Below are 23,239 nucleotides of genomic sequence, written 5' to 3'. Positions count from 1 at the left end.
TCCTTGGTGTACGTCTCGACGATGTTGTCGGCACTGCCACCGGTGTTGCTGCGCAGGTTGTAGACCGTGCCGTCCGGCGCGATCAGGTCCAGCTTCAGGTCGCCGACATACGGATGCACCACGTTGACCGAGATCGACGCGTTCGTCGGTGCATTGCCGGTGCGGCCAGACACCGCGATCGGACTCGAAATGCCGGTCGTGTTGTTGTCCGGGATGTTGTAGTCCGCAGTGTTGCTATAGGTCTGTGCGCAATTGCTGGTGCACGGCTCGGTGTAGCTGCCGGTCAGGCTGACGCCGCTGAAGCTGCTGTAGGCCTTCAGGCGGATGTAGTAGGTGCCGGCCTGGATGTTGGTGATCGTGCAGGTTTCGGCATTGCCGTTCGCATACGGACGGCAGTCGTACACGGTGTCGGTCGGCGCGCTGCCGAACTTCACGTACATGTCGGCATCACCGGTGCCACCGCTCATCACGAACTTCAGGTTGGTCGCACCGGCCGGCACCACCATCGTGTAGTTCACCGAGTTGCCGGTCGTCGCCGCCAGACCCGTCACCGCCACGCCGTTGGTCAGCACGTTGCCCGGAGGCGCCGTGACGGTCACCGACTTGGTGATCGTGTTGGTCGCACCGCCGTTGTCGGTCACCGTCAACGCCACGCTGTAGGTGCCCGCGGCGGCGTAGGTGTGGCTCGGGTTGGTGGTCGTCGAGGTGGTGCTGTCGCCGAAGTTCCAGCTACGCGACGCAATCGTGCCGTCGCTGTCGGTGGAGCTGTCGGTGAAGTTGGCCGTCAAGTCGCTGGCGGTGAAACTGAAGTTCGCCACCGGCGCCGTATTCGCCGGGCCGGTCACCGTGACGGTTTTGCTGACCGTGTTGGTCGCGCCGCCGTTGTCGGTCACGGTCAACGCCACCGTGTAGGTGCCGCCCGACGCGTAGGTGTGGCTCGGGTTGGTCGTGGTCGAGGTGGTGCTATCGCCGAAGTTCCACGAACGCGATGCAATGGTGCCATCGCTGTCGGTCGAGGTGTCGGTGAACGACGCCGTCAAACCACTCGTGGTCGATGTGAAGTTCGCGACCGGGGCTGCATTGGCACCAGGCACCAACTCCCACACTGCACGCCCGAAGGTCGCCGCGCGCACCAGCGAATCATCCGCCGCCACATACAGGTCGGTGACGTTGACCAGCGGCATGCCGGCGCCGTAACGGGCCCAGGTACCGCCGCTATCGGTCGAGCGATAGACGCCAAGATGCGTGGCGGCGTAGAGCGTGGTATTGGTGACCGGATCGATCCGGATCATGTTCACCGGAATACCCGCCGGGAAGCCCGACGCGCTGCTGTCGATCGCCGACCAGGTCGCGCCGAAGTCGGCCGAACGCCACACATGGGTCTTGGTCGAATCAGGCGCCACTGAAGTGACGTACACGATGTTGCGGTCGGTCTGGTCGAACGCGATCGAGCTCAGCGACGAACCGTTGTTGGTCGGGGCCGTTGCCGCAGTCCAGCTGGTGCCGCCGTTGGTGGTCAGGTACACGCGACCTGCGCTGGCCACGAGGCCAACGACAAGGCTGCTGCTGGGTGCCACGCCCACGTTACGGATGATGAAGCTGCTCGTCGGCAAACCACTGACGCTCAACGCGCTCCACGAACCGGCGTAGTTGGTGGTCTTGTACACCTTGGTATTGCTGAAGGTGTAGAGCGTGTTGCCGGTGGCATCGCCGGCCCAGCGCGACAGACGGGTGATGAACGGCGCGGTGGACGAGTTGTTGCACTCGGTGATGCCCGAACAGGCGGAGCTGAAATCCAGGCCGCCGTTGGTGCTCTTGTAGATGCGCGAGTAGTACAGGCTGCCGAGCATCTGGTTGGCATTCGACTGGTTGACGTCGCTGCCGAAGCCGTCGCCACCGATCTCCTGGTTGAACACGCTACTGTTGCTGACACGCACGCGTGTACCGTTGTCCTGCAGGCCGACGATCACCGCATTGCGGTTATTGGTCGACGAGCCGACCTGGTAGACCAGATGCGACGCGATACCTTCGTTGAGCGTGTCGGTGAAGGTCGTAGCGTTGTCCGTCGAACGGAAGATGCCGCCATCGGTGCCGATGTAGAGCGTGCCGTTGCTGGCGAAATGCGCAGCGTGGAAGTCGGCATGCACGTACGGCAGGCTGAACTGCGCAAGCCAGTTGCTCACCTGCTTGAAGGTGGTGCCGCCATCGCTGGTCTTGGCCAGCAGCAACTGACCGCCGAAATAGGCGATGTTGGCGTTGGCGGGATCCACGACGATCGCATGGTTGTACCAACCCTGGCCGCCGAGCAACGTGTTGAGCTTGCTCGATTCGGTGTTGGTGTTGGTGTAGCTCTTGTAGGTCGTGCCGCTCTTGGCGACGCCGGTCCAGCTGCTGCCGCCGTTGGTCGACTTGAAGATGTTCGCCAGGTCGCCGGTATTGGCCGCCATCGCGTACATCGTGTTGCGGTTGGACGGCGCCGAAGCGAGGCTGATGCGGCCGATGCCGGCTGCATCGGTGACGCCCGTGGCCTTGGTCCAGGTCGCACCACTATCGGTCGAACGCCAGATCTGGCCGTCGGTGGCCGCTGCACCCGGGTTCGCTTCGAGGCTGAGCACGAAGTTGGTGCCGCCGCCCGAAGCCAGCGTCCAGACATAAGGGTCCACGGCCTGACCGGTGGCGATCGTCACCTTGGTGAAGGTGGCGCCGGCATTGGTCGAGCGGTAGAGGCCCTTGTTGGTCGCAACGAGCACGATGTTGGAATTGCCCGGTGCGATTTCGATGTCCGGGATTTCGGTCGAATCGCCGAGGATCACCGGATCGCTCCAGGTGTCGGCGCCGTCGGTGGACTTGACCAGGCCGATGCCGGTGCCGTCGAACGGATCGCCCAGGCCCAGGTACAGGGTGCTGGCGTTGTTCGGATCCATTTCGAGCGTACCGACCGACAGCGAACCGAGGGTCTCGGTCTTGGCATTCCAGAACGCGCCGCCGTCAGTCGACTTCCACACGCCGCCACCGGAGAAAGCGACGTAGATCGTGGCGGGTGTGGCCGGATCGGTGGCGATGGCCCGTACGCGGCCGGTGTCGGTCACGTTCAAGGTGCTGCCGTTGGTCGCGTAGTTGGCCTTGGTCGGGCCGATGTTGATCCAGCTGGTGTCGTTCGCCGCGCTGACCGCCTGGGTCGAATCGATCATCGTCGCCGAGGTGCCGCTCTGCGGCAGCAACGCGCGATAGCGCTGGCGCTCGCGCTTGGCGGCATCGTGCATGAAGCGCTCGTATTTCTGCGCCCACAACGCCTTCTTCTGGTGCTTTTTGACTTTCTTGCCGCGCTGCGAGTAATCGTCGGTGTACCACTCGTACATCGCCAGGCGACGTCCGCCCGGATCATCTTTCTCTTTCTCGCCGGCGACGCTCACGAAGGGCGCCCCCATGGCGAGGGTCAATAGCAAACCGCCTACCCAAGAGGCGCGGCTGGTTGTCTTACGCATTTTGTTTCCCCCGATCTATTTGAAAGACGGGCCGGATAAAAGTCCGGCTCGCAAAGGTGCACATCCGTGGCAACTAGCGACTCTCATCCGACGTCGAGCGGCTGCCACGGCCCTCGAACGACGGTTGTTATCCCGGCGGCGGTGCCGCCGGGATAACACTTAAAACTTGATGCTTAGAACGTGACGCTCCAGCTGTTGATGTAACCGACGTCGGCACCGGCGTTGTCCACCGCACGCAGGTTCCAGGTGCCGTTGAGCGCTTCGCTCGACAGGTCCTTGGTGTACGTCTCGACGATGTTGTCGGCACTGCCACCGGTGTTGCTGCGCAGGTTGTAGACCGTGCCGTCCGGCGCGATCAGGTCCAGCTTCAGGTCGCCGACATACGGATGCACCACGTTGACCGAGATCGACGCGTTCGTCGGTGCATTGCCGGTGCGGCCAGACACCGCGATCGGACTCGAAATGCCGGTCGTGTTGTTGTCCGGGATGTTGTAGTCCGCAGTGTTGCTATAGGTCTGTGCGCAATTGCTGGTGCACGGCTCGGTGTAGCTGCCGGTCAGGCTGACGCCGCTGAAGCTGCTGTAGGCCTTCAGGCGGATGTAGTAGGTGCCGGCCTGGATGTTGGTGATCGTGCAGGTTTCGGCATTGCCGTTCGCATACGGACGGCAGTCGTACACGGTGTCGGTCGGCGCGCTGCCGAACTTCACGTACATGTCGGCATCACCGGTGCCACCGCTCATCACGAACTTCAGGTTGGTCGCACCGGCCGGCACCACCATCGTGTAGTTCACCGAGTTGCCGGTCGTCGCCGCCAGACCCGTCACCGCCACGCCGTTGGTCAGCACGTTGCCCGGAGGCGCCGTGACGGTCACCGACTTGGTGATCGTGTTGGTCGCACCGCCGTTGTCGGTCACCGTCAACGCCACGCTGTAGGTGCCCGCGGCAGCGTAGGTGTGGCTCGGGTTGGTGGTCGTCGAGGTGGTGCTGTCGCCGAAGTTCCAGCTACGCGACGCAATCGTGCCGTCGCTGTCGGTGGAGCTGTCGGTGAATGTCGCCGTCAGGTTCGACGTGGTGAACGTGAAGTTCGCCACCGGGTTGGCATTGCTGGTCGCCGTACCGGTGAAGTTCTGGCCGGTGACGTTGGCACCGTTGACGGTCACGCTCCGGTTGGTCGGCGAGAAGCTGTAGCCGCTCAACGAAGGCGTGATCGTGTAGGTGCCGTTGGCAAGGTTGGTCAGCGTGTAGGTGCCGCTGGTGTTGGTGGTGGTGCTCACCGAACCATTGCTGACGTTGACGCCGCCGATGCCGACGCCGGAGCCGTTGGTGATGGTGCCCGAGACCGAGAAGGTCGCGCCCGTGGTGCAGTCATCGAACTTGAAGTCGGTGATGCGTGTCTGCCAGCTGCCGCTCGGGCGATACATGCCCACGTGCCAGAACGTGCAGTCGTCGGCCGGGTCCACCGTCATCTGGTAGTAATCGCCCCAGCGGCCGGAGGTTTCCGCCGCGCTACCGACGGCGTCGTCGGTCTCGGTCAGGGTCATCACACCCGCCGGATCGGCAGCCTTGCGGCCGGAGTGACGCAGCGTGGCGAACACGGTGGGCGTGCTGGTCTTGGTGACGTTGTAACCGAGGCCGATGTTGCCGTTCTTGTCCATGGCAGCAGTGCCCATCAAATGATGGGTATTGCTGTCGCCTGGGCTGAACGTACCTTCCTGGTGCAAGGTCCAGCCGCCGGTACCAACCTTGCGCAACTCGAACCAGCGCACGCCCGAATCGACCACCGTACCTGTACGCGCGGCGTTCTGATTGGTGGCGAAAGTACCGACGATGGACTGGTGCGTGCCGAAGTTGCGATAGCTCAACTGGTTCAGCAGCACTTCGCGGATTGGGTCGAGCAGCGAGGTGGAACCCGGCTGCGGCACCGTGGCGAAGGTCGAGTAGTTGCGGAACCAGCTGTTGAACTCGGTGATGTTGATCTTCGGCAACGCCGTGATGCCGCTATTGGCCGGCGTGACCCAGTCGATCGTCATCTCGTAAAGATCGATGAAGTCCTTGGTGCCGTCGGCACCGGCGCCGGCGTGGGCTTCGTCGTCGTTATGCCGGGCCAGGATCTGCTTGGTGCCGGCAGGTGGCGCGGTGGAGCCGTAGAACGTCGCCGGGGTCAGGATCTGGAAGCCATAACCGGCCAGCTTGTTGACGCTGGCAAACCGTTGCGCCGGACGCGCGGTGGCGCCGTTGAGCATGTTCTCGCGATCGAAGGCGTACACCGAGACCTGCGCGTTGCCTTCGTTGTCGCCGCAGACGTACGCGTTGTTCCACACACCGCAATGCGGGTAATCCGGCACGCTCGGGGTGGAGAAACCATAGAACCACCAGCCACCGGTCACCGGATTCGAGGTCTTGGAGACATAGGTGCACAGCGCGGGGTTCGAACTGGTACCGCCCATCTCGAGCATGAACCAGCGGTTGGCGAGACGATCGAACAAGATGATCGGGTCGCTCATCGAGGTCGCACAGGCGTTGCCTGCAGGAGCCAGCGACTTGAACGAGGTCGGACCGGCGAGCTTGGTGCCGGCCTTGTCGTAGATGGTGAAGCTGGTGCCAGAGCTGCCATTCACGCCGTACATGACATGACTGGTACCGACCTCAACCACCGGGTCGCCCGGGCTCACGCCAGTGTTGCCGTTGTTGATGCTCACGTGGCCATTGTTGGCACGCGCTCGTGCGCTGGCCGGCGCGTTCTCATCGAAGATCTGCTGCAGTTCGAACAAGCGGTCGGCCGCCGTCGGCTTGTCGGCCGGTGCATGCGGCAGGATCCTGCCGAGCGGGTGGTACTGGCGCTTGTGCGCTTCGCGAATCGCCTGGCCGGGCTTCCACTGTGGCACCACCGGCAGGTTGCGGATATCGACGTTGATGCTATGTGGCGTGACCGGTTCGCCCAGTTGCGGGCGGCCGGGATTCTCGGTCGGTTTGGCGGCGAAGGCCGCGCACGGCAACAGCAGCAGCGCGAACGCGGCGACTTTGAAAGTCTTAAGTTTCATCGAACGATCCCTCGAATTGAGTGACATACAGCAACGGCCGACCACGTCGCCATCCAGCGACGGATTCAGCGCATCGGCGAAGCACAACAGTCGTTGCGCTGGTACGGCTCAGCGAGGAGGGGGCGTAGGAGGTGTTTCGTCCGTCGGTAGATATTCCGCGCGCCGCAGCAGCCGGATCTCGCCGCGGCGGCTTTCGAGCACGATTTCAGCCTTCGGCGCGCCGATCATCGCGCGCGCGTCCTTGTTGGGTTCCGCACCCGGATGCCGCGTTACTTCGATCGAATAATCGGTGGCGAACTGGCCTGAGGTCGCCATTCGCACGATCGCGTCAAGTCGATCCGTCACACCAATCACGATGCTGCCGGTGGTGGTGACCAGGCGCTGCTTGGATCCTGGGCGCGCCGTCTCGGCGAAAGCGGTTTCGATCGAACCTTCGCCGGTTTCTGCTTGCACGGTGCCTTCGGTACCACGCGCGGCGATGTTGCCGGCGACCGTCTTCAGGTCCAGATCGCTCTTCACGCCGCGGCTTTCGATGTCACCCCGCTCGGTGCGCACGGTGACAGGATGCTTCTCGGGCACGTACACCACGAGGTCGAGACGCTGCGCTTCGGCCAATGTCACGCCTTCTGGCAGACGCGGCGCGATCAGATAATTGCCGTCCTGTTGACCCGATTTGAACTCGATCGCCGCTGCTCCCGGCGGTTGCTGCAAGGTCGAATGGACGCCGACTTCATGTTCGTAACCCCCAAAGCGCAAGAACACACTGCCGTAAGGGTTCTCGATCACGATCGGTTGGCCGGCGGGAAGCTTCGCGCTGAGGTTCTGTCGCTTCGGCTCGGGCACTGCTTCTTCGGCGATGACGGCTGCCTTGCGGCCAGTGTCGTCCCCAACCTCCGGTGTACGCGTGCATGCACACGCGCAGAGCAGCACGGCGGCTCCAACGAACACAAAACGCGCCATCCCCTGCCCTCGGCGGCATGCCTGTTGCGTTGCCGATGGATTCGCCGCGGTACTCGTTCCGCGCTGGCGAACATGTTGACCGTCGACGAGCTCCCCTGCTGCAACGGCTCCCGGGCGCGGACTCTGCAGCCCACGTCGATCGTTGTCACCTTGCAGCGCATCAGTGCTCTGACGTACGGCGAGTGGCGGCGACATGAATAGGCTCCAGAGGTCCACAGTCGATCAGAAGTGGTAATCGGCGCTGAAGATGAAGTTGCGACCGGGTTCGTCGAGACCGGTGCCATGTTCGCGATAGCGCTTGTCGGACAGGTTTTCCATGCGCAACGCCAGGTCGAAGTGTTCGTTGGCCTTCCAGCCGACGCGTGCGTTCAACGTAGCCCAGCCGGCAGTGCCGTCCGGATTGATGCGCGGATCGATTGCATCGCGCGGGCTCAGGCGATCCTGCCTGGTGGCGTACAGCGTGTAGGCCTCGAGACTCAGGTTCTCGCGCGCATGCCACAGCGCCCCGACCTTGCCGAACAGCGGTGGGATGCGATCTGCGGAGTATTCCGCGCCTTCAAACTCTTCGTCCCCACGGGTATAGGTGGCGGTGGCGTAGAGCTCCAGCTTCGGCTGCGCCATGTAATACCGCGCGCCCGTTTCGATACCCCACAGATTGAGTTCGGTGACGTTGCGGCTTTCCACTACCGCCAGACAGGTAGAAGGCACGCCAGGCGTAGCGCACGGCACACCATCGGCCGTCTGCCCGGCACCGGTCAGGACACTGGTGATCTTGTCGCGGTATTGCGAACGGAATGCAATCACCTCGCCTACCAGCCGCTCGCTGCCGAACTTGAAGCCGGCGTCGAAGCTGAGCACGCTTTCAGGTTGCAGGCCCGGATTGGGGACGTTGAAACGCCCGCCCGGCCGTTCGCCAAGCAAACCCAGGTCGAAGATGTTGGGCGCGCGGAAACCACGACCGACATTGCTGATGAAGCGCAGGTTGTCGCTCAACTCGACGGCAAGCCCGATATTGCCGGTGAGATCGTCCGGCTTGAGCCTCACACCGACCAGGCCGAACTCCGGCATGGACGCCAGTTCGATGTCGTAGCGGCTGTAACGAATGCCGTAATTGAGATCCAGGCGATCGCCGATGCGCCAGTCGTCACCCACGTACAGTCCTGCGGTGTCCATGGCCGAACCATCGGGGAAGCGTGGCGCACGCGGGATGACGACGCCGCTATTGAGGTTTAGGCGAGTCCTGTTGGACGCCACTTCGTCGCGGTACATCTCGAAGCCATAGCTGAGGTAGTGCGACTCACCGATCGCCTTGCCGAATTGACCGGTGACGCCGGTCAATTCGTCGCGGTTCTGTTCGTGATCCTCGTTGCTCGATCCCGGCGCGCGCGTGCGGCGATCGTCGACGATGTCCTGCCGGCCAAGATGCAGTTCGCCCGTGTCGAACAGCGCGTTCGGTTTGGTGATGCGCCAGCGCAACTGCGCGAAGCGGCGCTCCTGCGGTTCGAAGAAGAAAGTTGCATTGTCCGGCTGTGTTTGCCTGAAACCAGGCACCAGCGCGTCGTAACGCGGCGTGCGCGGTTGCTTCATGTATTGCGCGCTGGCCGTGAGTTCATGGCCTTCGGCGATCTCGGCACGCAGCTTGAAATCGCCGCCATGCGCGGTGAACGCGCTTGGGCCCAATCGCGGTCCGCCACCGACGCGCAGGTCATCCACGTCCTGGTAGGTCGCACCGCCGGAGATCGCCAGGCCATCGTGGCCGGTGGCGAATTCGGCCCGGCTCAGCAGCATGCGGTCTGCCGACCCGAACATGAAACGCAGGCGTCCGTCGTACTGCCATTCATTGCCGTCGAAGTGCGGCTCCGTGGTGAGCATCTGCACCACGCCACCCATCGCATCGCTGCCGTACAGCGTGCTCGACGGCCCGCGCACCACTTCGATGCGATCCACCGCCTGCGAATCGACCAGGGCGATGTACTGGTTGGGCGCGTTGCGGAAGATCGCGTTGTTGAGGCGGAAACCGTCGACCAGATGCAGCACTTCGGAACCTTTCAGCCCGCGCACGATCACCACGCCCTGCCCCGGCGTGGTCTGCTGCACGAAGGTGCCGACGGCGCCGTGCAACGCGTCCATCACCGTCTGCGGCGCGGCGTTGCGCATCTCTTCGGCGCTGACGATCGTCGTCGCAGCGGGCACGTCGAGCGTGGATTCCGGTCGCCGCGTCGCGGTGACCTGGATCAGGTCGAGGCATTTGATCGTGGTGTCGCTTTTGCACCGGGCCAGATCGTCGACAGCCGCGGCATCTTGAGCGTGGGCGGTCGCCATCGCGGCTGCAAGGAACTGCACCAGGGCTGCCGCGAGCAAACGCACGCGGTTCTGCGACTTCACGGACATCAGATTCCCCGAAACAAAGCAATCAAGCATCCGCATGCGCGGATCAAAAGAAGCAATGTGCGCCACCAGCGGTGCTGGGGCCCTCCATGGCGCGCGGCGTTTCACAACAAAAAACGGACAACATCGCGGATGCCGTCCGGTACAGAAAACTAACCGTTTGTCGCCCGACTTACATGTTGCAGGCGCAGCAATGTAATCGCCTTCAATGAGACGTTCGTCACAGAATCACGGCATGCCCTTGGATTGAATGACCGGTTTTCCAGCCGGCCGCGCGAGGGTCCGCCCCTCAGAGCATCCCGGTCTCGAGCCTGGCGGCTTCGGACATCATCGAGCGGTTCCACGGCGGGTCGAACACCAGTTCGACATCGGCCTCGGCCACGGTCGGGATCAATTCCAGCTTGCTGCGGACATCGTCGACGAGGATGTCGCCCATGCCGCACGCGGGGGCGGTCAGGGTCATCTTGACCTCGACCTCGCGCTGGCCGTCGTCGCGCATGCGCACGTTGGCTTCGTAGACCAGGCCGAGGTCGACGACGTTGATCGGGATCTCCGGGTCGAAGCAGGTGCGCAGCTGCTTCCACACCAGTTGCTCGACGGCCTCATCCGATGCGCCGGCGGCGAGCTCGAGCGGTGCCAGCGGTTCTTTGCCAATGGCATCTGCATCCTTACCGGCGACGCGGAACAGGTTGCCTTCGACGAATACGGTGTAGCTGCCGCCAAGCGCCTGGGTGATGTAGCCGATGCTGCCCGCAGGCAAGGTCACTTCCTCGCCTTGAGGGACGAGGACAACGGCGCAATCGCGCTCGAAACGGACGGGTTCGCTGCTGCGGGAATACATACGGAGAAGATGGTGGCGCCTGTGCGCAGCGCAAGGCCGTGCATTCTAGGGCCTGACAATGCTTTCCGAGCAGGCCCTGGGCGCGCACGCCCGCTATGCTGCGCCATTTACAGGAAGGCATGAATGTCCGCAGCACCCATCCGCCGATTCCCGTGGTTCGCTTTTGCCCTGTTGCTGCTCGGGATCTGCGGGCTGGCGGCTGCCTGGATTTCAGTGGCGGCAATCAGTGGCGCGCCCTGCGCCTGGATGGCGCCGGTGGCAGCCCTGGACGCCGCCTGGTTGCTGCGGCTGGCGCGTGTCGCTCCGGGCAATGGGCGGATGCTGGCCGGCGTGGCCGCGACCGCGGCGAGCATCGCGCTGGCGAACTGGGGCATCGTCGCCGCGCAGATGGGGGTGGTGATGGGCCTGGGCTTCCTCGATTCGGCACTGCGGCTGGGGCCCTCCCTGGCCTGGACCATGGTCGACCTCGCCAGCGGCCCGGCCGAATTCGCATGGACCGCCGCCGGCTTGCTGCTGGCGCTGATCGCGTCGCGTTAGGGCCTGTTAACGCTATCCGAGCAGGTCGTGCCGGGCCTGAGGGCGTGCAAGGCAAGGAAGAGCGAGGGCGCGTATGTCAGGCATAGCAGTGGTCGAGGCAGCGCGCGAATACCTCAATGCCCTGTTGGATCTCGCTGGGCGACATCGCCGCGAACCCCATCAGCAGGCCGGCCCGGTCAGGCGGCGCGAGATAGGAAGGTGCGATCGAGTGCAGCCCCAGCCCTAGCGCCTGTGCATGGGCAATCAGGGCATCGCCTTCGGCGCGCGACTTTTCGCGCAACCAGACCGCGACATGCATGCCGGCGCGCGAATCGGCGATGTCCAATCGCCCGCGGCTGCAGCTTTCCAATCCCTGCATCAACACGGCACGACGTTCCGCCAGGGTTTTGGTCGAACGCCGCAGATGGCGTTCGAAACCGCCATTGCCGATGAAATTTGCCAAGGCCGCCTGCTCGATCGCCGGTGAGCCGAAGTCTTCCGCCCATTTCGCCGCGATGAAGTCGTTGCGCAATCCAGGGGGCATGATCAGGTAGCCCATGCGCAACGCCGGGAACAGCACTTTCGAGAAACTTCCCACGTAGATCACGCGGCGGGCTTCGTCGAGCGAGCGCAATGCAGCCAACGGCTTGCTGTCGTAGCGGAACTCCCCGTCGTAGTCGTCCTCGAAGACCCAGCAGCCCTGGCGTTCGGCGTAATCGAGCAAAGCCCTGCGTCGCGACAGCGACATCACTGCGCCGCTTGGAAACTGATGCGAGGGCGTGACGCACACCAGCCGCGGCGCACGCACAGGCAGGGCGTCGACGACCAGTCCGTCGCCGTCCACCGGCACTGCACACAAGGTCGCACCATGGATCTGCAGCACGCGACGCGTGGCGAAGTACTGCGGGTCCTCGATCGCGACGTGGTCGCCCGCATCGAGCAGGATGCGGGTGGTCAACGCAATCGCCTGCTGCGTGCCGGCGACGATCAATACGTCCTCCGGCATCGCCTCCACGCCGCGTCGGCGGGCGAGGTAGTCGCAGACTGCTTCGCGTAGCGCCGGCAAACCCTGCACAGGTGGGTAGCTAGGTTTTGTGTACAGGGCAGCGCGTGACAGTTCACGCGCCCACAAGTTGGTCAGTGCCGGGTTGGTCAGCGGCATGCCGTACTGGAACCGATGCCGGATCTGGACATCCATCGCGTTGGCCAGCCGGGCATTGTCGTGAAACGCGCGCATGCGCCGCGCATAGGCCGATTGCGCCGGCTCCGATGCCTCGCATGGCGTCGCCGGCCGCGAGATCTGCAATGGCGGCGTGACGTAACTGCCTGAGCCGACACGGCCATCGACGAAACCTTCCGCTCGCAGCTGTTCATAAGCTGCGAGGACCGTATTGCGGGACATTCCCAATTCGCGTGCCAGCAATCGCGTGGGTGGCAGCCGTTCGCCGGAATGCACGCGCCCAGCGAACATGGCCGACTTCAGCGCCCGTGTCAGCTGCGCATGCAACGGGCCGTGACCATCCAACTGGATATGCATGGGCCAACTCCTTGGATTGGCTCCATTCCACTGTAGCCAATTGGACCTTGCCAGAGCCAATCGTGCGGGGCTTGATAGAGCCAATTCGTCCGGCAAGGAGCCTGGCATGAAGACGACGGATTTCACGACCCACCTGTCCCACGCCGCATATTTCAGGCTGCCGTGGATACTGCTCGCCGGCTTGACCGTCGGCACCCTCGATCTGGCCTTCGCCAGTGCTTACTGGACCATCCACGACGTACCGCCCAGCCGGATCCTGCAGGCCATCGCGGGGTGGGTCCTCGGCCGTGAAGCGGCCTTGTCGGGCGGTTGGACCACGGTGCTGCTCGGCGCCGCCCTGCACTACTACCTGATGACCGCAATGGCGGCGGGTTACGTGCTGGCGAGCCGTCGTATTCCTGCGTTGCTGCAACAACCATTGCGCTACGGCGCGCTGTACGGCGCGCTCCTGTACGTGTTGATGTTCGATGTATTGCTGCCGCTGTTTTCTGCGTCGCACACTGTCAAACCGCCACGTGTCGACTGGCAGGTAGCCTGCTTCGTCGCCTACATCGTGTTTGTGGGTATTCCCTGCGCCTTGTTCGCGAGGGCGGCGAAATCCGATTGATTGCGCCCCACGGCTACAACCAACGGCCCTGCACAGGGCCGTTTTTTTGCCCGTGAAACGGCCCGATTGGCTCTTTGTCGGCTGCATGCAATTGGCGCTGATGGCGCACCGCGAGCGTGACTAGCGTGGAGACGCTGTAGACGTCCCGCCAACTGAATGGAGATCCGCCATGAAACTCGCACTAGTCGCCTGCTTCGCGCTCGCCGCCTCCGTTGCTCACGCCGAAGAATGCAAGCCGATCCAAGCCGACCTCGTCGAAGTGTTTGCCACCGAAGGCTGCAATCCCGGACTGACGTACTGCTTCCTCGGCGTCGTCGACGGTAACCACGGTCTGCGTGGCACGACGCACTTCAGGGGCAACAGCTCCGGTACTGCGCCGTCAGGCGCCCCCGATGCACTGCCTTATGCAGGGCCTTTCGAATACCGCACCGCCAGTGGCAACCTCCTGATGCGCGAAGCCGGCATCGTCCCGCCTGGCGTTGTAACCGCGTATCAGAAGATCGTCGAAGGCACCGGTGAATTCGCCGGCGCGACCGGCTTCTTCTTCGTCAGCGGCACGCGGGCCGGCGGAGTCATCACCACCAAGGTCACCGGCGAAATCTGCCTGCCGTGACAGGGCATGACCGGGCGCGGCACGACAGCCGCGCCCGGCCCTACGCGTAAGCCGCATCGAGGCAGCGCGAGAACAGCACCAGCGCTTCCTGGATTTCCGTCACCGACATGCCGCCGTAACCCATCAGCAGGCCGGCGCGGTCCGGTGGATCGAGGTAATGCGGCCTGATGGAGTGCAAGCCCAGCCCCAGGCGTTGCCCATGCGCAATCATGGCTTCGCCATCGGCCGCGTTCTTGTCGCGCAGCCAGGCTACGAGGTGCATGCCGGCGCGGGAATCGGCGATTTCGAGACGACCGGCACTGAGCGCGCGCAAACCATCGAGCAACGCAGCGCGTCGTTCGCGCAGGATCTTGCTGGCGCGCCGCAGGTGCCGCTCGAAGCCGCCGTTCGCCATCAAGCTCGCCAGCGCCGCCTGTTCGATCGGGGCCGAGCCGAAATCCTGGGTCCACTTGGCGGTGATGAAGTCCTGCCGCAACGCCGCTGGCATGACCAGATACCCAAGGCGCAATGCCGGAAACAACGTCTTGGAGAACGTGCCGACATAGATCACGCGGCCGTCGTGGTCGAGCGATCTCAACGCCGCAAGCGGCTGGCTGTCGTAACGGAACTCGCCGTCGTAGTCGTCTTCGAAGATCCAGCTCTGGTTGTGGCGGGCGTATTGAAGCAACTCCATGCGCCGCGACAACGACAGCACGCTACCACTCGGGAACTGATGCGACGGCGTCACGTAGATCAATTGCGGCGAACGTGATGGCAATGCGTCGCAACACAGGCCCTCGGCGTCTACCGGCACACCCGTCAGATGCGCGCCGTGGATCTGCAGCAACTCGCGCATGGCGAAATACTGGGGCTCTTCGACGGCGACGCGATCGCCTTCGTTCAGCAGTACGCGCGCGGTCAACGCCATCGCCTGCTGGGTGCCGTTGACGATGAGGACATCGTCGGGCGTCGCCTGGACGCCACGTCGGCGTGCGAGGTAGTCGCAGACTGCTTCGCGCAGCGCTGGCAACCCCTGCGTGTACGGGTAATTCGGCGACGTGTAGGCGGCTGCATGCGCCAGTTCGCGCGCCCAGGCAGTGGCGAGCGCCGGATTGACCAGCGGCATGCCGTACTGGAATGCATAACGAACGCCATCCACGCGGCGTCCGGGTATGCGCGCATGGTCGTGCACGATCCGGCCGCGCCTGGAAAAATTGGATTGGGGTTGCGACGTCAGCGGTTGTGGGTCGTTGGCCGCCACTGTCAGCAACGGGAGGGTTGCGTAACTGCCGGAACCGATGCGGCCATCGACGAACCCTTCCGCGCGCAACTGCTCGTAGGCGGTCAGCACCGTGTTGCGCGAGACGCCCAGCTCCCGCGCCAACAGTCGGGTGGGCGGCAGCCGGCTGCCCTGGCTGACCCGACCTGCGACCATCGCGGTCTTGAGTGCACGGGTGAGCTGGGCATGCAGCGGACCGCGGCCATCAAGCAGTAGGTGCATGGGTCGTCCTCCAGATTGGACCCATTGGAGCGTACCGAATTGGACCTTGCTAGGACCAAATCACCGGATTCTGATAGGACCAATTGCGGATGGACTGCGAGCCACTCATGCGCCACGCCAACACTTACGCCGACATCCCCGACCTGTCGACTCCCGCTCGTCTATCGCCCCTGGTCCAAGCGACCTTGGTGGTCGGCACCCTGGACCTGGCGTCCTGCGGCCTGTACTGGGCGTTCCGTAACGTTCCGATCTGGCGTGTTGCACAGGGGTCGGCATCCTTGTTGCTTGGACCCAAAGCCTATTCGCTTGGTGTATCCGGCGTCCTGTTCGGCCTCGTCGTGCTGTACACGATGGCGGCGCTATCGGTCGCGGGGTTTGGATACATCAGCGAACGCTATCCGGCCCTGCTACGCGCACCGCTACGCTGGGGCGCGGCGTACGGTGCACTCCTGTACACACTGCTATGGGTACTGATCCCGCTTGCGATCGACCCCACATGGCACATCGTGCATTACGACTGGATGTTCACGTTGCTGCTGATCCACATGTTCCTGATCGGAGTGCCCTGCGCGTTGTTTGCGCATTGGGGCCAATCTCCTCATTAGATTTCGGTCGCTGGCACCAGCGACGCAAGCGTTCACCGTCACGATCAATACCCGCACGAGCAGCACTGTCCGTGCTGCAGAACATAGCGCGCCGAACATGCGCGCGCTGACTGTTGTCGCGTGAAATGGTTCTCGCGAACACGCCGATATTGGCTCTCGCCGCCAACCAACGCCCCGAATAGTTTGGATTTCGTTACGCGAGGCCGCGATCGGTCGTCGGCGTGACGCCCACTCCATCACTTTTCCATTCGGGGGAGTCCACGCTCATGAGTAACCGTCACACATTGCGCCGTAGTGCCCTATGCCTTGCGCTGGGACTGTGCTTTTCGGCTGGCGTCCAGGCGCAAACCAATACCGCGGGTGCAGTTGCCGGTCAGGCAGCTTCCGGCGACACCATCACTATCGAGAATCCGGCAACCGGTTTCTCGCGCACCATCACCGTTGGTGCCGACGGGAACTATCGCTTCTCGCAGTTGCCGGTGGGTCAGTACACCGTCACCCGCAACGGCGCCAATCCGCGCAACGTTACCGTCAACGTCGGCACCGCTGCCAACGTCGATTACGTCACCGCTGCCGGTGCGAACACCCTCGACACCGTGACCGTCGTCGGCACCGGTGCGATCAATCCGATCGACGTGTCGTCGGTCGAATCTACCACGATCCTCACCGCCGAGCAGATCGCGAAGATCCCGGTCGCGCGCGACACCACCAGCGTCGCGCTGCTGGCACCGGGCACCGTGCGTGGCGACGTCGCATTCGGCAACCTGGCCTCGTTCGGCGGCGCGTCGGTGTCAGAGAACCAGTACTTCATCAACGGCTTCAACATCACCAACTCGTTCCGCAACCTGAACTTCGGCGCGGTGCCGTTCGAGGCGATTGCGGAGCAGCAGATCAAGACCGGCGGCTACGGCGCCGAGTTCGGTCGTTCGCTGGGTGGTGTGGTCAACCAGATCACCAAGCGTGGTACCAACGAGTTCCATGCGGGCGGCAACCTCTTCTGGTTGCCGGAAGACCTGCGCGAGGACACACCGAACACCTACTTGAAGAACGGCACCTTGCGCGAGGACAACTCGCACGACACCCAGGAGAACCTGACCGCTTCGGTCTGGGCCAGCGGCGCGTTGATCAAGGATCGCCTGTTCGCCTACGGCTTGATTTCGTACGGCGTGGGTGACGCCGACGCTTGGGGCAATGTCGCCTCGGTCGGCAACACGCATACCGAAACCGAGGACCCGACGTGGCTGTTGAAGATGGACTGGAACATAAGCGACGACCACGCCCTGGAGTTCACTGCGTTTTCGGATACAACCGAGACCGAAATCGACATCTATGAAAACCGACCCGGCGTGATCGAGCGGGGTCCGTTCGTCGGCACCAGCTTCGCGGAGGATGGCGGCGAGAACTACATCCTCAAGTACACCGGCTATCTCACCGACACGCTCACCTTGTCGGCGTTGTACGGCTACGGCGAGTTCTCCCGCGGGCAGCGCCTGCGCGGCGCCGATGGCACCGAAGTGACCTACAACGGCAATATCCAGGCCGGCGCCACAGGCTGTCCGGCCATCGCCGACGGACGTTCGGCGGCGCGCCAGGCAGTCACCGGCACGTACGGCAGCAACTGCAACCTCGGCCTCAATATCGAACGCACCGATTCCGCAGATACCCGCAAGCAGTTCCGCATCGATGCCGAGTGGCAACTGGGCGACCACTTGCTGCGCTTCGGTTACGACACCGAGGATTACGAGTCCATCGCTGGTGAAGCACGCCAGGGTGGGTCCTCGTGGACTTATTTCGAAGTGGGCGGCGGCGTCGACAACGTGCAGCAAACACGCGTTGCCCAGGGCGCCACGCTCAATATCGAACAGGAGGCGTTCTACATCCAGGACAGCTGGAACATCACCGACAACTTCATCGCCTATCTCGGCGCGCGCTGGGACAACTTCAAGAACATCAATGGCCAGGGCGAGGCCTATGTCGACATCAAGAACCAGTTCGGCCCGCGCCTCGGCTTCTCGTGGGACGTCAACGGCGACTCGACCTTCAAGGTGTTCGGCAACGCCGGGCGCTATGCACTGCCGTTGACTGCCAGCGTCGCGGTCCGTGGCGCCAGTGCGTCGATCCTCAGCATCGAGACGTTCAGTTTCTCCGGCGTTGATCCGAATACCGGCGTGCCGATCAACCCGGTGTCCAACGGCGATTTCATGTACCTCAACGCCGAGTTCGGCGGCGCCAAGACGGCGGCGACGATTGCTGCGCAGAACCTGGAACCGATGTATCAGGATGAATACATCCTCGGCTTCCAGAAGCAACTCGGCGACCACTTCTCGCTCGGCGTGCGCGGCATCTATCGCGACCTCAAAACCGCGATCGACGACACCTGCGACTACACCGCCGTGCTGGATGCGATCGCCGAGCAGGACCCGGACCTGGTGCCGGTGATCCCGGGGGCGGGTTTCCCGTATTGCCGGCTGTTCAATCCCGGCAAGGATGCGATCTTCCTCACCGATGTGGAGAACGACGGTACGCTGCGCAGCTACACCATCCCAGCTGATCGCCTGAGCCCGCCGGCCAAGCGCAAGTATGCGGCCGTCGAGTTCTTCTTCGATGGCAACTGGGACAAGGTGTTCCTGCAGGGTTCGTATACGTATGCGAAGAGCAAGGGCAACACTGAAGGCGGCGTGAAGTCGGATATCGGCCAGGACGATGTCAACGTCACCCAAGACTTCGACTATCCCGAGCTGACCGTCGACACCTACGGCTACCTGCCCAACGACCGTCGCCATACCTTGAAACTGTTCGGCAACTACGAGATCAGCGAACAGTGGTCGGTCGGCGGCAACCTGCTGGTGCAGTCCGGCCGGCCGCTCAACTGCTTCGGCGTGCTGGACCGGAATCCGCTCCCGCCGGTCGACGCGAATGGCGACGGCGATTTCAACGATCCGGGTGATGCCCGGAACTACAGCCCGCACCCGTACGGATCATCGTTCATGCGCTGCGGCACCACCGCGCTCGGTGGCCTAGACGACAACACCGTTGTCCGCCGGCCGCGCGGCACCGCGGGCCGCCTGCCATGGACCACGACGCTGGACGTGAACGTGGCCTATCGACCTACGTTCGCCCCTGGCCTGCAGTTCAAGGTGGATATCTTCAACGTATTCAATTCGCGGAAGGTGACGTCAGTCAACGAGCAAGCCGAGATCCGGGCCTCCGGCCTCCCCTCCCCAACCCACATGGTGCCGTTTTCGTTCCAGGCCCCGCGCTCCGTCCGCTTCATGGTGCAGTACGACTTCTGATGCGACTCCCCCATAGAGCGCCATTCATGGTGCCATTGTTGTAACCCCCGAATTCCCGCAGCGGCTTTAGAAGCGCCGCTGCGGGGTTTTTTTATCAGCCACCATGGAGACGGACATGGATACGCATACCGGAATCACCGCGATGCCCGGGAGGAAGGGGAACACGGCATCCGCGATCGCCTTAGGCGGCGTGGCGGTGGGCACACTGGATGCGATATTCGCCACCATCTTCTGGGGATTACGCGACGTTCCAGCGATCCGGATCTTCCAGTCGATCGCTGCGGGGTTGCTGGGCAAGACGAGTTTCAATGGTGGTATCGCAACTGCGTGGCTGGGTGCGGGCCTGCACTACTTCATCGCCACAACGATGGTGTTGGCCTACTACCTGGTCGCCAAGCGATATCGCGTGTTGTCGCAACGGCCGATCGCCTATGGCCTGGCCTACGGTTTGTTCCTCTACGTCTTCATGCAATACGTGGTGGTGCCCTTGTCGGCGGCGACGCAGGGCAAGTTCCACCTCGACTGGGTCGCCAGCAGCATCGTCGTGCATGCGTTGCTCGGCGTCATCTGTGCGTGGTTCGCCCGGCGAGCGCTGCGTCGCGATTAAACCTACCTGGCAGGTGTCTCCAACATGCGAACCATGAATTTCCCACTCACACCCGGCCGCATCTGCGTCGCCGTCGGCGTCCTCGTCTTCGGCGTCCTGAGCCTGCTCCATGGCGACTACGTCTCGGGCCTGCAACCACTGCCCAGTCCAACTACGACGCACTGGTGGGCTCAGCTCTCTGGATTCCTGTTGACGGCACTCGGGGCGTGCCTGCTGATCGACCGCACCACTCGCTGGGCGGCCTTCGGATCGGCCGCGCTGTTCCTGTTGTGGTGCGTGTTGATCCACGCGCCAATCGTGATCGCAGAACCGCGAAACGGCACTGCATGGGTCCGTTTTTTTGAGACGTTCGCACTGGCTGGCGCCTCGCTCGTGCTGGCGGGCCTGTCTGCATCGCAACGTGTCACGGGCGATACCAACGACAAGCTGATTCGAGTGGGCCGCCTCTGTTTCGGCGTTTCGCTGCCGGTATTCGCGGCAACACATTTCATCTATGCCGACTTCGTCGCCACGATAGTCCCGGCGTGGATCCCGGCGCGATTGTTCTGGGCCTGGTTCACTGGTGCTGCGCACCTGGCCGCAGGCCTGGCCGTGCTGACTGGAATACAGGCGCGCCTGGCCGCGCTGCTGGCCGGCGCGATGTATGGCAGCTGGGCATTGATCCTGCACGTCCCTCGGGTGTTGCCCGATATCGGGAACCGGCCCGAAATGACCAATCTGTTCGTAGCGGTGGCATTGTGCGGTGCGGCGTGGATCGTGGCTGCGAGTTACCCGAAGCCGACCAGGTAAGCATCGCGTGACAACCGCGGCGGACTAGGGCCCTGTTAACGCTATCCGAGCAGGTCGCGCCGGGCCTGAGGGCGTGCGAGGCAAGGAAGAGCGAGGGCGCGTATGTCGATACGCAACCGAGCGATGACGCGGCATCGCGCGGCCTCAGGCCCGGCCCTCCGGGTTGCTCCTCAGTGACCGCCGCTATCGAGTGCCTTCAGTTCACTGACCAGCGCGCTCGCCATCTCGGCGCCATCGCCGTACAGCATCCGCGTATTGTCGGCGTAGAACAGCGCGTTCTCGATGCCGGCGAAACCGGTGCCCTTGCCGCGCTTGATGACGATGGTGTTCTTCGAGTTGTTCACGTCGAGGATCGGCATGCCGTAGATCGGCGAAGCCGGATCGGTCTTCGCGACCGGATTCACCACGTCGTTGGCGCCGATCACCAGCGACACGTCGGTGTTCGGGAACTCGGGGTTGATGTCGTCCATGTCGGCGATCAGGTCGTAGGGCACGCCAGCTTCGGCGAGCAGCACGTTCATGTGCCCTGGCATGCGCCCGGCGACCGGGTGGATCGCGAACTTCACCTTCACGCCACGCTCGACCAGCCGCTGCGTCAGTTCCCAGATCTTGTGCTGCGCCTGCGCCACCGCCATGCCGTAGCCGGGCACGATCACGACGCGCTCGGCATAGGCCATCATCGCGGCGACGTCGCCGGCCTCGATGGGTTTCTGCGCGCCGGAGATTTCCTGCGCCTGGCCGCCACCGCCGAAATTCGAGAACAGTACGTTCTTGATCGAGCGGTTCATCGCCTTGGCCATCAGGCGCGTCAGCAACATACCGGCCGCGCCGACCATGGTGCCGGCGATGATCAACGACTCGTTGCCGAGCACATAGCCTTCGAACGCAACCGCGATGCCGGTCAATGCGTTGTACAGCGAGATGACGACCGGCATGTCGGCGCCGCCAATGGGCAACGTCATCAGCACGCCAAACGCGAGTGCAGCGATGAAGAACGCGACGGTCGCCGGCACGCCGAGCGAATGGACCACGATCGCGCCGAGCACGACCGCGCTACCGAACACTGCGGCATTGAACAGCTTCTGGCCGGGGAAGATGTAGCGCTTGTCCATGCGTCCATCGAGCTTGGCCCAGGCGATCACCGAACCGGACAGTGATATCGCACCGATCAACGCGCCGAGGACAGCGAGCACCAGTGTGATCGTCGCTGGCTGCGTGACATCGCCGGTTTGGCCTTGCAGGCGTTCGACCGCTGCGCCCGCCGGAGGAAGCGCCGAATACTTCAGCAATTCCACCGCACCAATCGCCGCTGCGGAGCCGCCGCCCATGCCGTTGAACAACGCGACCATCTGCGGCATGTCGGTGATCGCGACCTTCTTGCCCCAGATCCAGGCCGTCGCCGTACCGATGACGGTCGCCAGCACGATCAGGCCGAGGTTGTGCAGGCCCGGCAGCGCGATCGTCGCGACCGTCGCAATCAACATGCCGAGCCCGGCCCACTGGATGCCACTGCGCGCGGTCGCCGGCGAGGCCATGCGTTGCAGGCCGAGCAGGAACAGTGTGGCGGCGACGAAGTAGCTGGCCTTCACCAACAGTGGCAGCCAGGTCATGGCTTCGCTCCATGCTTGTCGCCAGCGGGCTTCTTCGACGACTTGAACATGTCGAGCATGCGCTCGGTGACGACGTAACCGCCGGCGGCATTCCCCGCGCCGAGCAGGACGGCGAGGAAGCCGATCGTTTTCTCCAGCGTGGTGTCGGCATGTCCCAGCACCACCATGGCGCCGATCAGCACGATGCCGTGGATGAAGTTGGAACCCGACATCAGCGGCGTGTGCAGGATCGTCGGCACCCGCGAGATGATCACGTGGCCGGCGATCGCCGCCAGCATGAAGATGTAGAGCATCACAAAAGCCTGCGCCCCTAATCCGTCAGCCATATGCCACCCCTTGATCGCGTCCGGCCATCATAACGATCCCTGAACGCCACGGGGACGCCGTCAACCGATCGCACGGCGCGGCGTTCTCTCCCTCGCAGGGTTGGCCTGCGCCGAGGGAATTCCACATGAAAGCTGGGATCATGAGGGCAAGCACCACGAAAGCCGGCGTCATGAAAGCCGGGCTAGGAATGGCACTGGGACTGGGCTTGCTGGTGGCTGCCGGCGCCGCGACCGCCGGCGACCGCGGCGACCGCGTCGAACGCCGTTTGGACAACCGCGGCGACCGCATCGACAACCGCCTCGACCGACGCGGCGACCGCATCGATGAACGTCTCGATCGCCGTGCCGAACGGGCTGAGAACCGAGGCCATGAACGCCTTGCGACTCGCTTGGACAACAAGGGCGACCGCATCGAAAACCGTCTGGATCGGCGTGGCGACCGTATCGACAACCGCCTCGACCGCCGCGGCGAACGCTTCGACCGGCGTTGGGATCGTCGGCATTAAGCCGGCACCCGTATGCTGCAACGCGTGAACGCCGA

The 23,239-nt window shown here is 63.6% G+C and carries 17 protein-coding genes; 7 read left to right on the top strand and 10 right to left on the bottom strand.

The features are described from left to right. The 5 genes from MO486_RS16480 to sufT all read right to left on the bottom strand — a co-directional run. The coding region (locus MO486_RS16480) for a PKD domain-containing protein (RefSeq protein WP_345779204.1) at nt 1–3,428 on the bottom strand (3,428 nt) is incomplete at its 3' end. A gap of 230 nt (nt 3,429–3,658) precedes the next feature. Further along, on the bottom strand, nt 3,659–6,526 hold the full coding sequence (locus tag MO486_RS08090) for a pre-peptidase C-terminal domain-containing protein (RefSeq protein WP_242905949.1): 2,868 nt from the start codon (nt 6,524–6,526) through the stop codon (nt 3,659–3,661). A gap of 108 nt (nt 6,527–6,634) precedes the next feature. Continuing rightward, nucleotides 6,635–7,369: a hypothetical protein gene (locus tag MO486_RS08085; protein WP_242905947.1), complete on the bottom strand. Its 735-nt coding sequence runs from the start codon at nt 7,367–7,369 to the stop codon at nt 6,635–6,637. A gap of 339 nt (nt 7,370–7,708) precedes the next feature. Next, complete coding sequence (locus MO486_RS08080) at nt 7,709–9,877, bottom strand: TonB-dependent receptor (RefSeq protein ID WP_242905945.1); 2,169 nt, start codon at nt 9,875–9,877, stop codon at nt 7,709–7,711. A gap of 286 nt (nt 9,878–10,163) precedes the next feature. Then, the gene (gene sufT / locus MO486_RS08075) at nt 10,164–10,715 is read right to left on the bottom strand and encodes a putative Fe-S cluster assembly protein SufT (RefSeq protein ID WP_242905944.1); all 552 of its coding nucleotides are present in this window, start codon (nt 10,713–10,715) and stop codon (nt 10,164–10,166) included. A 123-nt stretch (nt 10,716–10,838) separates the two neighbouring features. Between sufT and MO486_RS08070 the strand changes: the two genes are divergently transcribed. Further along, complete coding sequence (locus MO486_RS08070) at nt 10,839–11,252, top strand: hypothetical protein (RefSeq protein ID WP_242905942.1); 414 nt, start codon at nt 10,839–10,841, stop codon at nt 11,250–11,252. A 76-nt stretch (nt 11,253–11,328) separates the two neighbouring features. Here MO486_RS08070 and MO486_RS08065 read toward each other — a convergent pair whose 3' ends face one another. After that, nucleotides 11,329–12,768, bottom strand: coding sequence for a PLP-dependent aminotransferase family protein (locus tag MO486_RS08065; protein WP_242905940.1), 1,440 nt, complete (start codon nt 12,766–12,768; stop codon nt 11,329–11,331). A gap of 106 nt (nt 12,769–12,874) precedes the next feature. Between MO486_RS08065 and MO486_RS08060 the strand changes: the two genes are divergently transcribed. Together MO486_RS08060 and MO486_RS08055 are read left to right on the top strand one after the other, a co-directional pair. Then, nucleotides 12,875–13,375 (top strand): hypothetical protein, encoded by a 501-nt coding sequence (locus tag MO486_RS08060; RefSeq protein ID WP_242905938.1) that lies wholly within the window; start codon nt 12,875–12,877, stop codon nt 13,373–13,375. Nucleotides 13,376–13,544: 169 nt separating this feature from the next. Further along, the gene (locus MO486_RS08055; protein ID WP_242905936.1) at nt 13,545–13,988 is read left to right on the top strand and encodes a hypothetical protein; all 444 of its coding nucleotides are present in this window, start codon (nt 13,545–13,547) and stop codon (nt 13,986–13,988) included. A gap of 40 nt (nt 13,989–14,028) precedes the next feature. On the opposite strand, the gene MO486_RS08050 is transcribed toward MO486_RS08055, so the two are convergent. After that, nucleotides 14,029–15,468 carry a PLP-dependent aminotransferase family protein gene (locus MO486_RS08050; protein ID WP_242905934.1) on the bottom strand — a complete coding sequence of 480 codons (1,440 nt, stop codon included), beginning with the start codon at nt 15,466–15,468 and terminating at the stop codon, nt 14,029–14,031. Nucleotides 15,469–15,575: 107 nt separating this feature from the next. Between MO486_RS08050 and MO486_RS08045 the strand changes: the two genes are divergently transcribed. The 4 genes from MO486_RS08045 (at nt 15,576) to MO486_RS08030 (ending at nt 20,762) form a co-directional block, all read left to right on the top strand. Then, nucleotides 15,576–16,073: a hypothetical protein gene (locus MO486_RS08045; RefSeq protein ID WP_242905933.1), complete on the top strand. Its 498-nt coding sequence runs from the start codon at nt 15,576–15,578 to the stop codon at nt 16,071–16,073. A gap of 266 nt (nt 16,074–16,339) precedes the next feature. Then, nucleotides 16,340–19,366, top strand: a complete 3,027-nt coding sequence (locus tag MO486_RS08040) for a TonB-dependent receptor (protein ID WP_242905932.1) — start codon at nt 16,340–16,342, stop codon at nt 19,364–19,366. Between the two features lie 115 nt (nt 19,367–19,481). Then, on the top strand, nt 19,482–19,973 hold the full coding sequence (locus MO486_RS08035; RefSeq protein ID WP_242905931.1) for a hypothetical protein: 492 nt from the start codon (nt 19,482–19,484) through the stop codon (nt 19,971–19,973). Between the two features lie 33 nt (nt 19,974–20,006). Then, a complete protein-coding gene (locus MO486_RS08030; protein ID WP_242905930.1) occupies nt 20,007–20,762 on the top strand; it encodes a hypothetical protein in 756 nt (251 codons plus the stop codon). A 170-nt stretch (nt 20,763–20,932) separates the two neighbouring features. Here MO486_RS08030 and MO486_RS08025 read toward each other — a convergent pair whose 3' ends face one another. The 3 genes from MO486_RS08025 to MO486_RS08015 all read right to left on the bottom strand — a co-directional run bounded on the left by MO486_RS08025 (nt 20,933) and on the right by MO486_RS08015 (nt 23,201). Further along, the gene (locus tag MO486_RS08025; protein WP_242905929.1) at nt 20,933–22,372 is read right to left on the bottom strand and encodes an NAD(P)(+) transhydrogenase (Re/Si-specific) subunit beta; all 1,440 of its coding nucleotides are present in this window, start codon (nt 22,370–22,372) and stop codon (nt 20,933–20,935) included. After that, complete coding sequence (locus tag MO486_RS08020; protein WP_242905928.1) at nt 22,369–22,698, bottom strand: NAD(P) transhydrogenase subunit alpha; 330 nt, start codon at nt 22,696–22,698, stop codon at nt 22,369–22,371. The genes MO486_RS08025 and MO486_RS08020 overlap by 4 nt, the downstream gene beginning before the upstream one ends. Before the next feature lie 182 nt (nt 22,699–22,880). Further along, entirely contained in the window at nt 22,881–23,201 is a 321-nt protein-coding gene (locus MO486_RS08015) for a hypothetical protein (RefSeq protein ID WP_242905927.1), read from the bottom strand. Between the last annotated feature and the right edge of the window lie 38 nt (nt 23,202–23,239).

It is taken from the genome of Lysobacter sp. CFH 32150 (genome assembly GCF_022758295.1).
GTDB lineage: Bacteria > Pseudomonadota > Gammaproteobacteria > Xanthomonadales > Xanthomonadaceae > CFH-32150.
Note: the sequence above shows the minus strand (reverse complement) of the source record. Positions and strands in the feature narration are given on the sequence as shown.

Excerpts from the sequence above, each read along its gene's own strand:
- MO486_RS08090 (WP_242905949.1), bottom strand. The coding sequence starts at position 6,526 with ATGAAACTTAAGACTTTCAAAGTCGCCGCGTTCGCGCTGCTGCTGTTG.
- MO486_RS08045 (WP_242905933.1), top strand. The coding sequence starts at position 15,576 with ATGCGCCACGCCAACACTTACGCCGACATCCCCGACCTGTCGACTCCC.
- MO486_RS08060 (WP_242905938.1), top strand. The coding sequence starts at position 12,875 with ATGAAGACGACGGATTTCACGACCCACCTGTCCCACGCCGCATATTTC.
- MO486_RS08065 (WP_242905940.1), bottom strand. The coding sequence starts at position 12,768 with ATGCATATCCAGTTGGATGGTCACGGCCCGTTGCATGCGCAGCTGACA.
- MO486_RS08050 (WP_242905934.1), bottom strand. The coding sequence starts at position 15,468 with ATGCACCTACTGCTTGATGGCCGCGGTCCGCTGCATGCCCAGCTCACC.
- MO486_RS08025 (WP_242905929.1), bottom strand. The coding sequence starts at position 22,372 with ATGACCTGGCTGCCACTGTTGGTGAAGGCCAGCTACTTCGTCGCCGCC.
- MO486_RS08040 (WP_242905932.1), top strand. The coding sequence starts at position 16,340 with ATGAGTAACCGTCACACATTGCGCCGTAGTGCCCTATGCCTTGCGCTG.
- MO486_RS08015 (WP_242905927.1), bottom strand. The coding sequence starts at position 23,201 with ATGCCGACGATCCCAACGCCGGTCGAAGCGTTCGCCGCGGCGGTCGAG.
- MO486_RS08080 (WP_242905945.1), bottom strand. The coding sequence starts at position 9,877 with ATGTCCGTGAAGTCGCAGAACCGCGTGCGTTTGCTCGCGGCAGCCCTG.
- MO486_RS08035 (WP_242905931.1), top strand. The coding sequence starts at position 19,482 with ATGGATACGCATACCGGAATCACCGCGATGCCCGGGAGGAAGGGGAAC.
- sufT (WP_242905944.1), bottom strand. The coding sequence starts at position 10,715 with ATGTATTCCCGCAGCAGCGAACCCGTCCGTTTCGAGCGCGATTGCGCC.
- MO486_RS08070 (WP_242905942.1), top strand. The coding sequence starts at position 10,839 with ATGTCCGCAGCACCCATCCGCCGATTCCCGTGGTTCGCTTTTGCCCTG.
- MO486_RS08030 (WP_242905930.1), top strand. The coding sequence starts at position 20,007 with ATGAATTTCCCACTCACACCCGGCCGCATCTGCGTCGCCGTCGGCGTC.
- MO486_RS08020 (WP_242905928.1), bottom strand. The coding sequence starts at position 22,698 with ATGGCTGACGGATTAGGGGCGCAGGCTTTTGTGATGCTCTACATCTTC.
- MO486_RS08055 (WP_242905936.1), top strand. The coding sequence starts at position 13,545 with ATGAAACTCGCACTAGTCGCCTGCTTCGCGCTCGCCGCCTCCGTTGCT.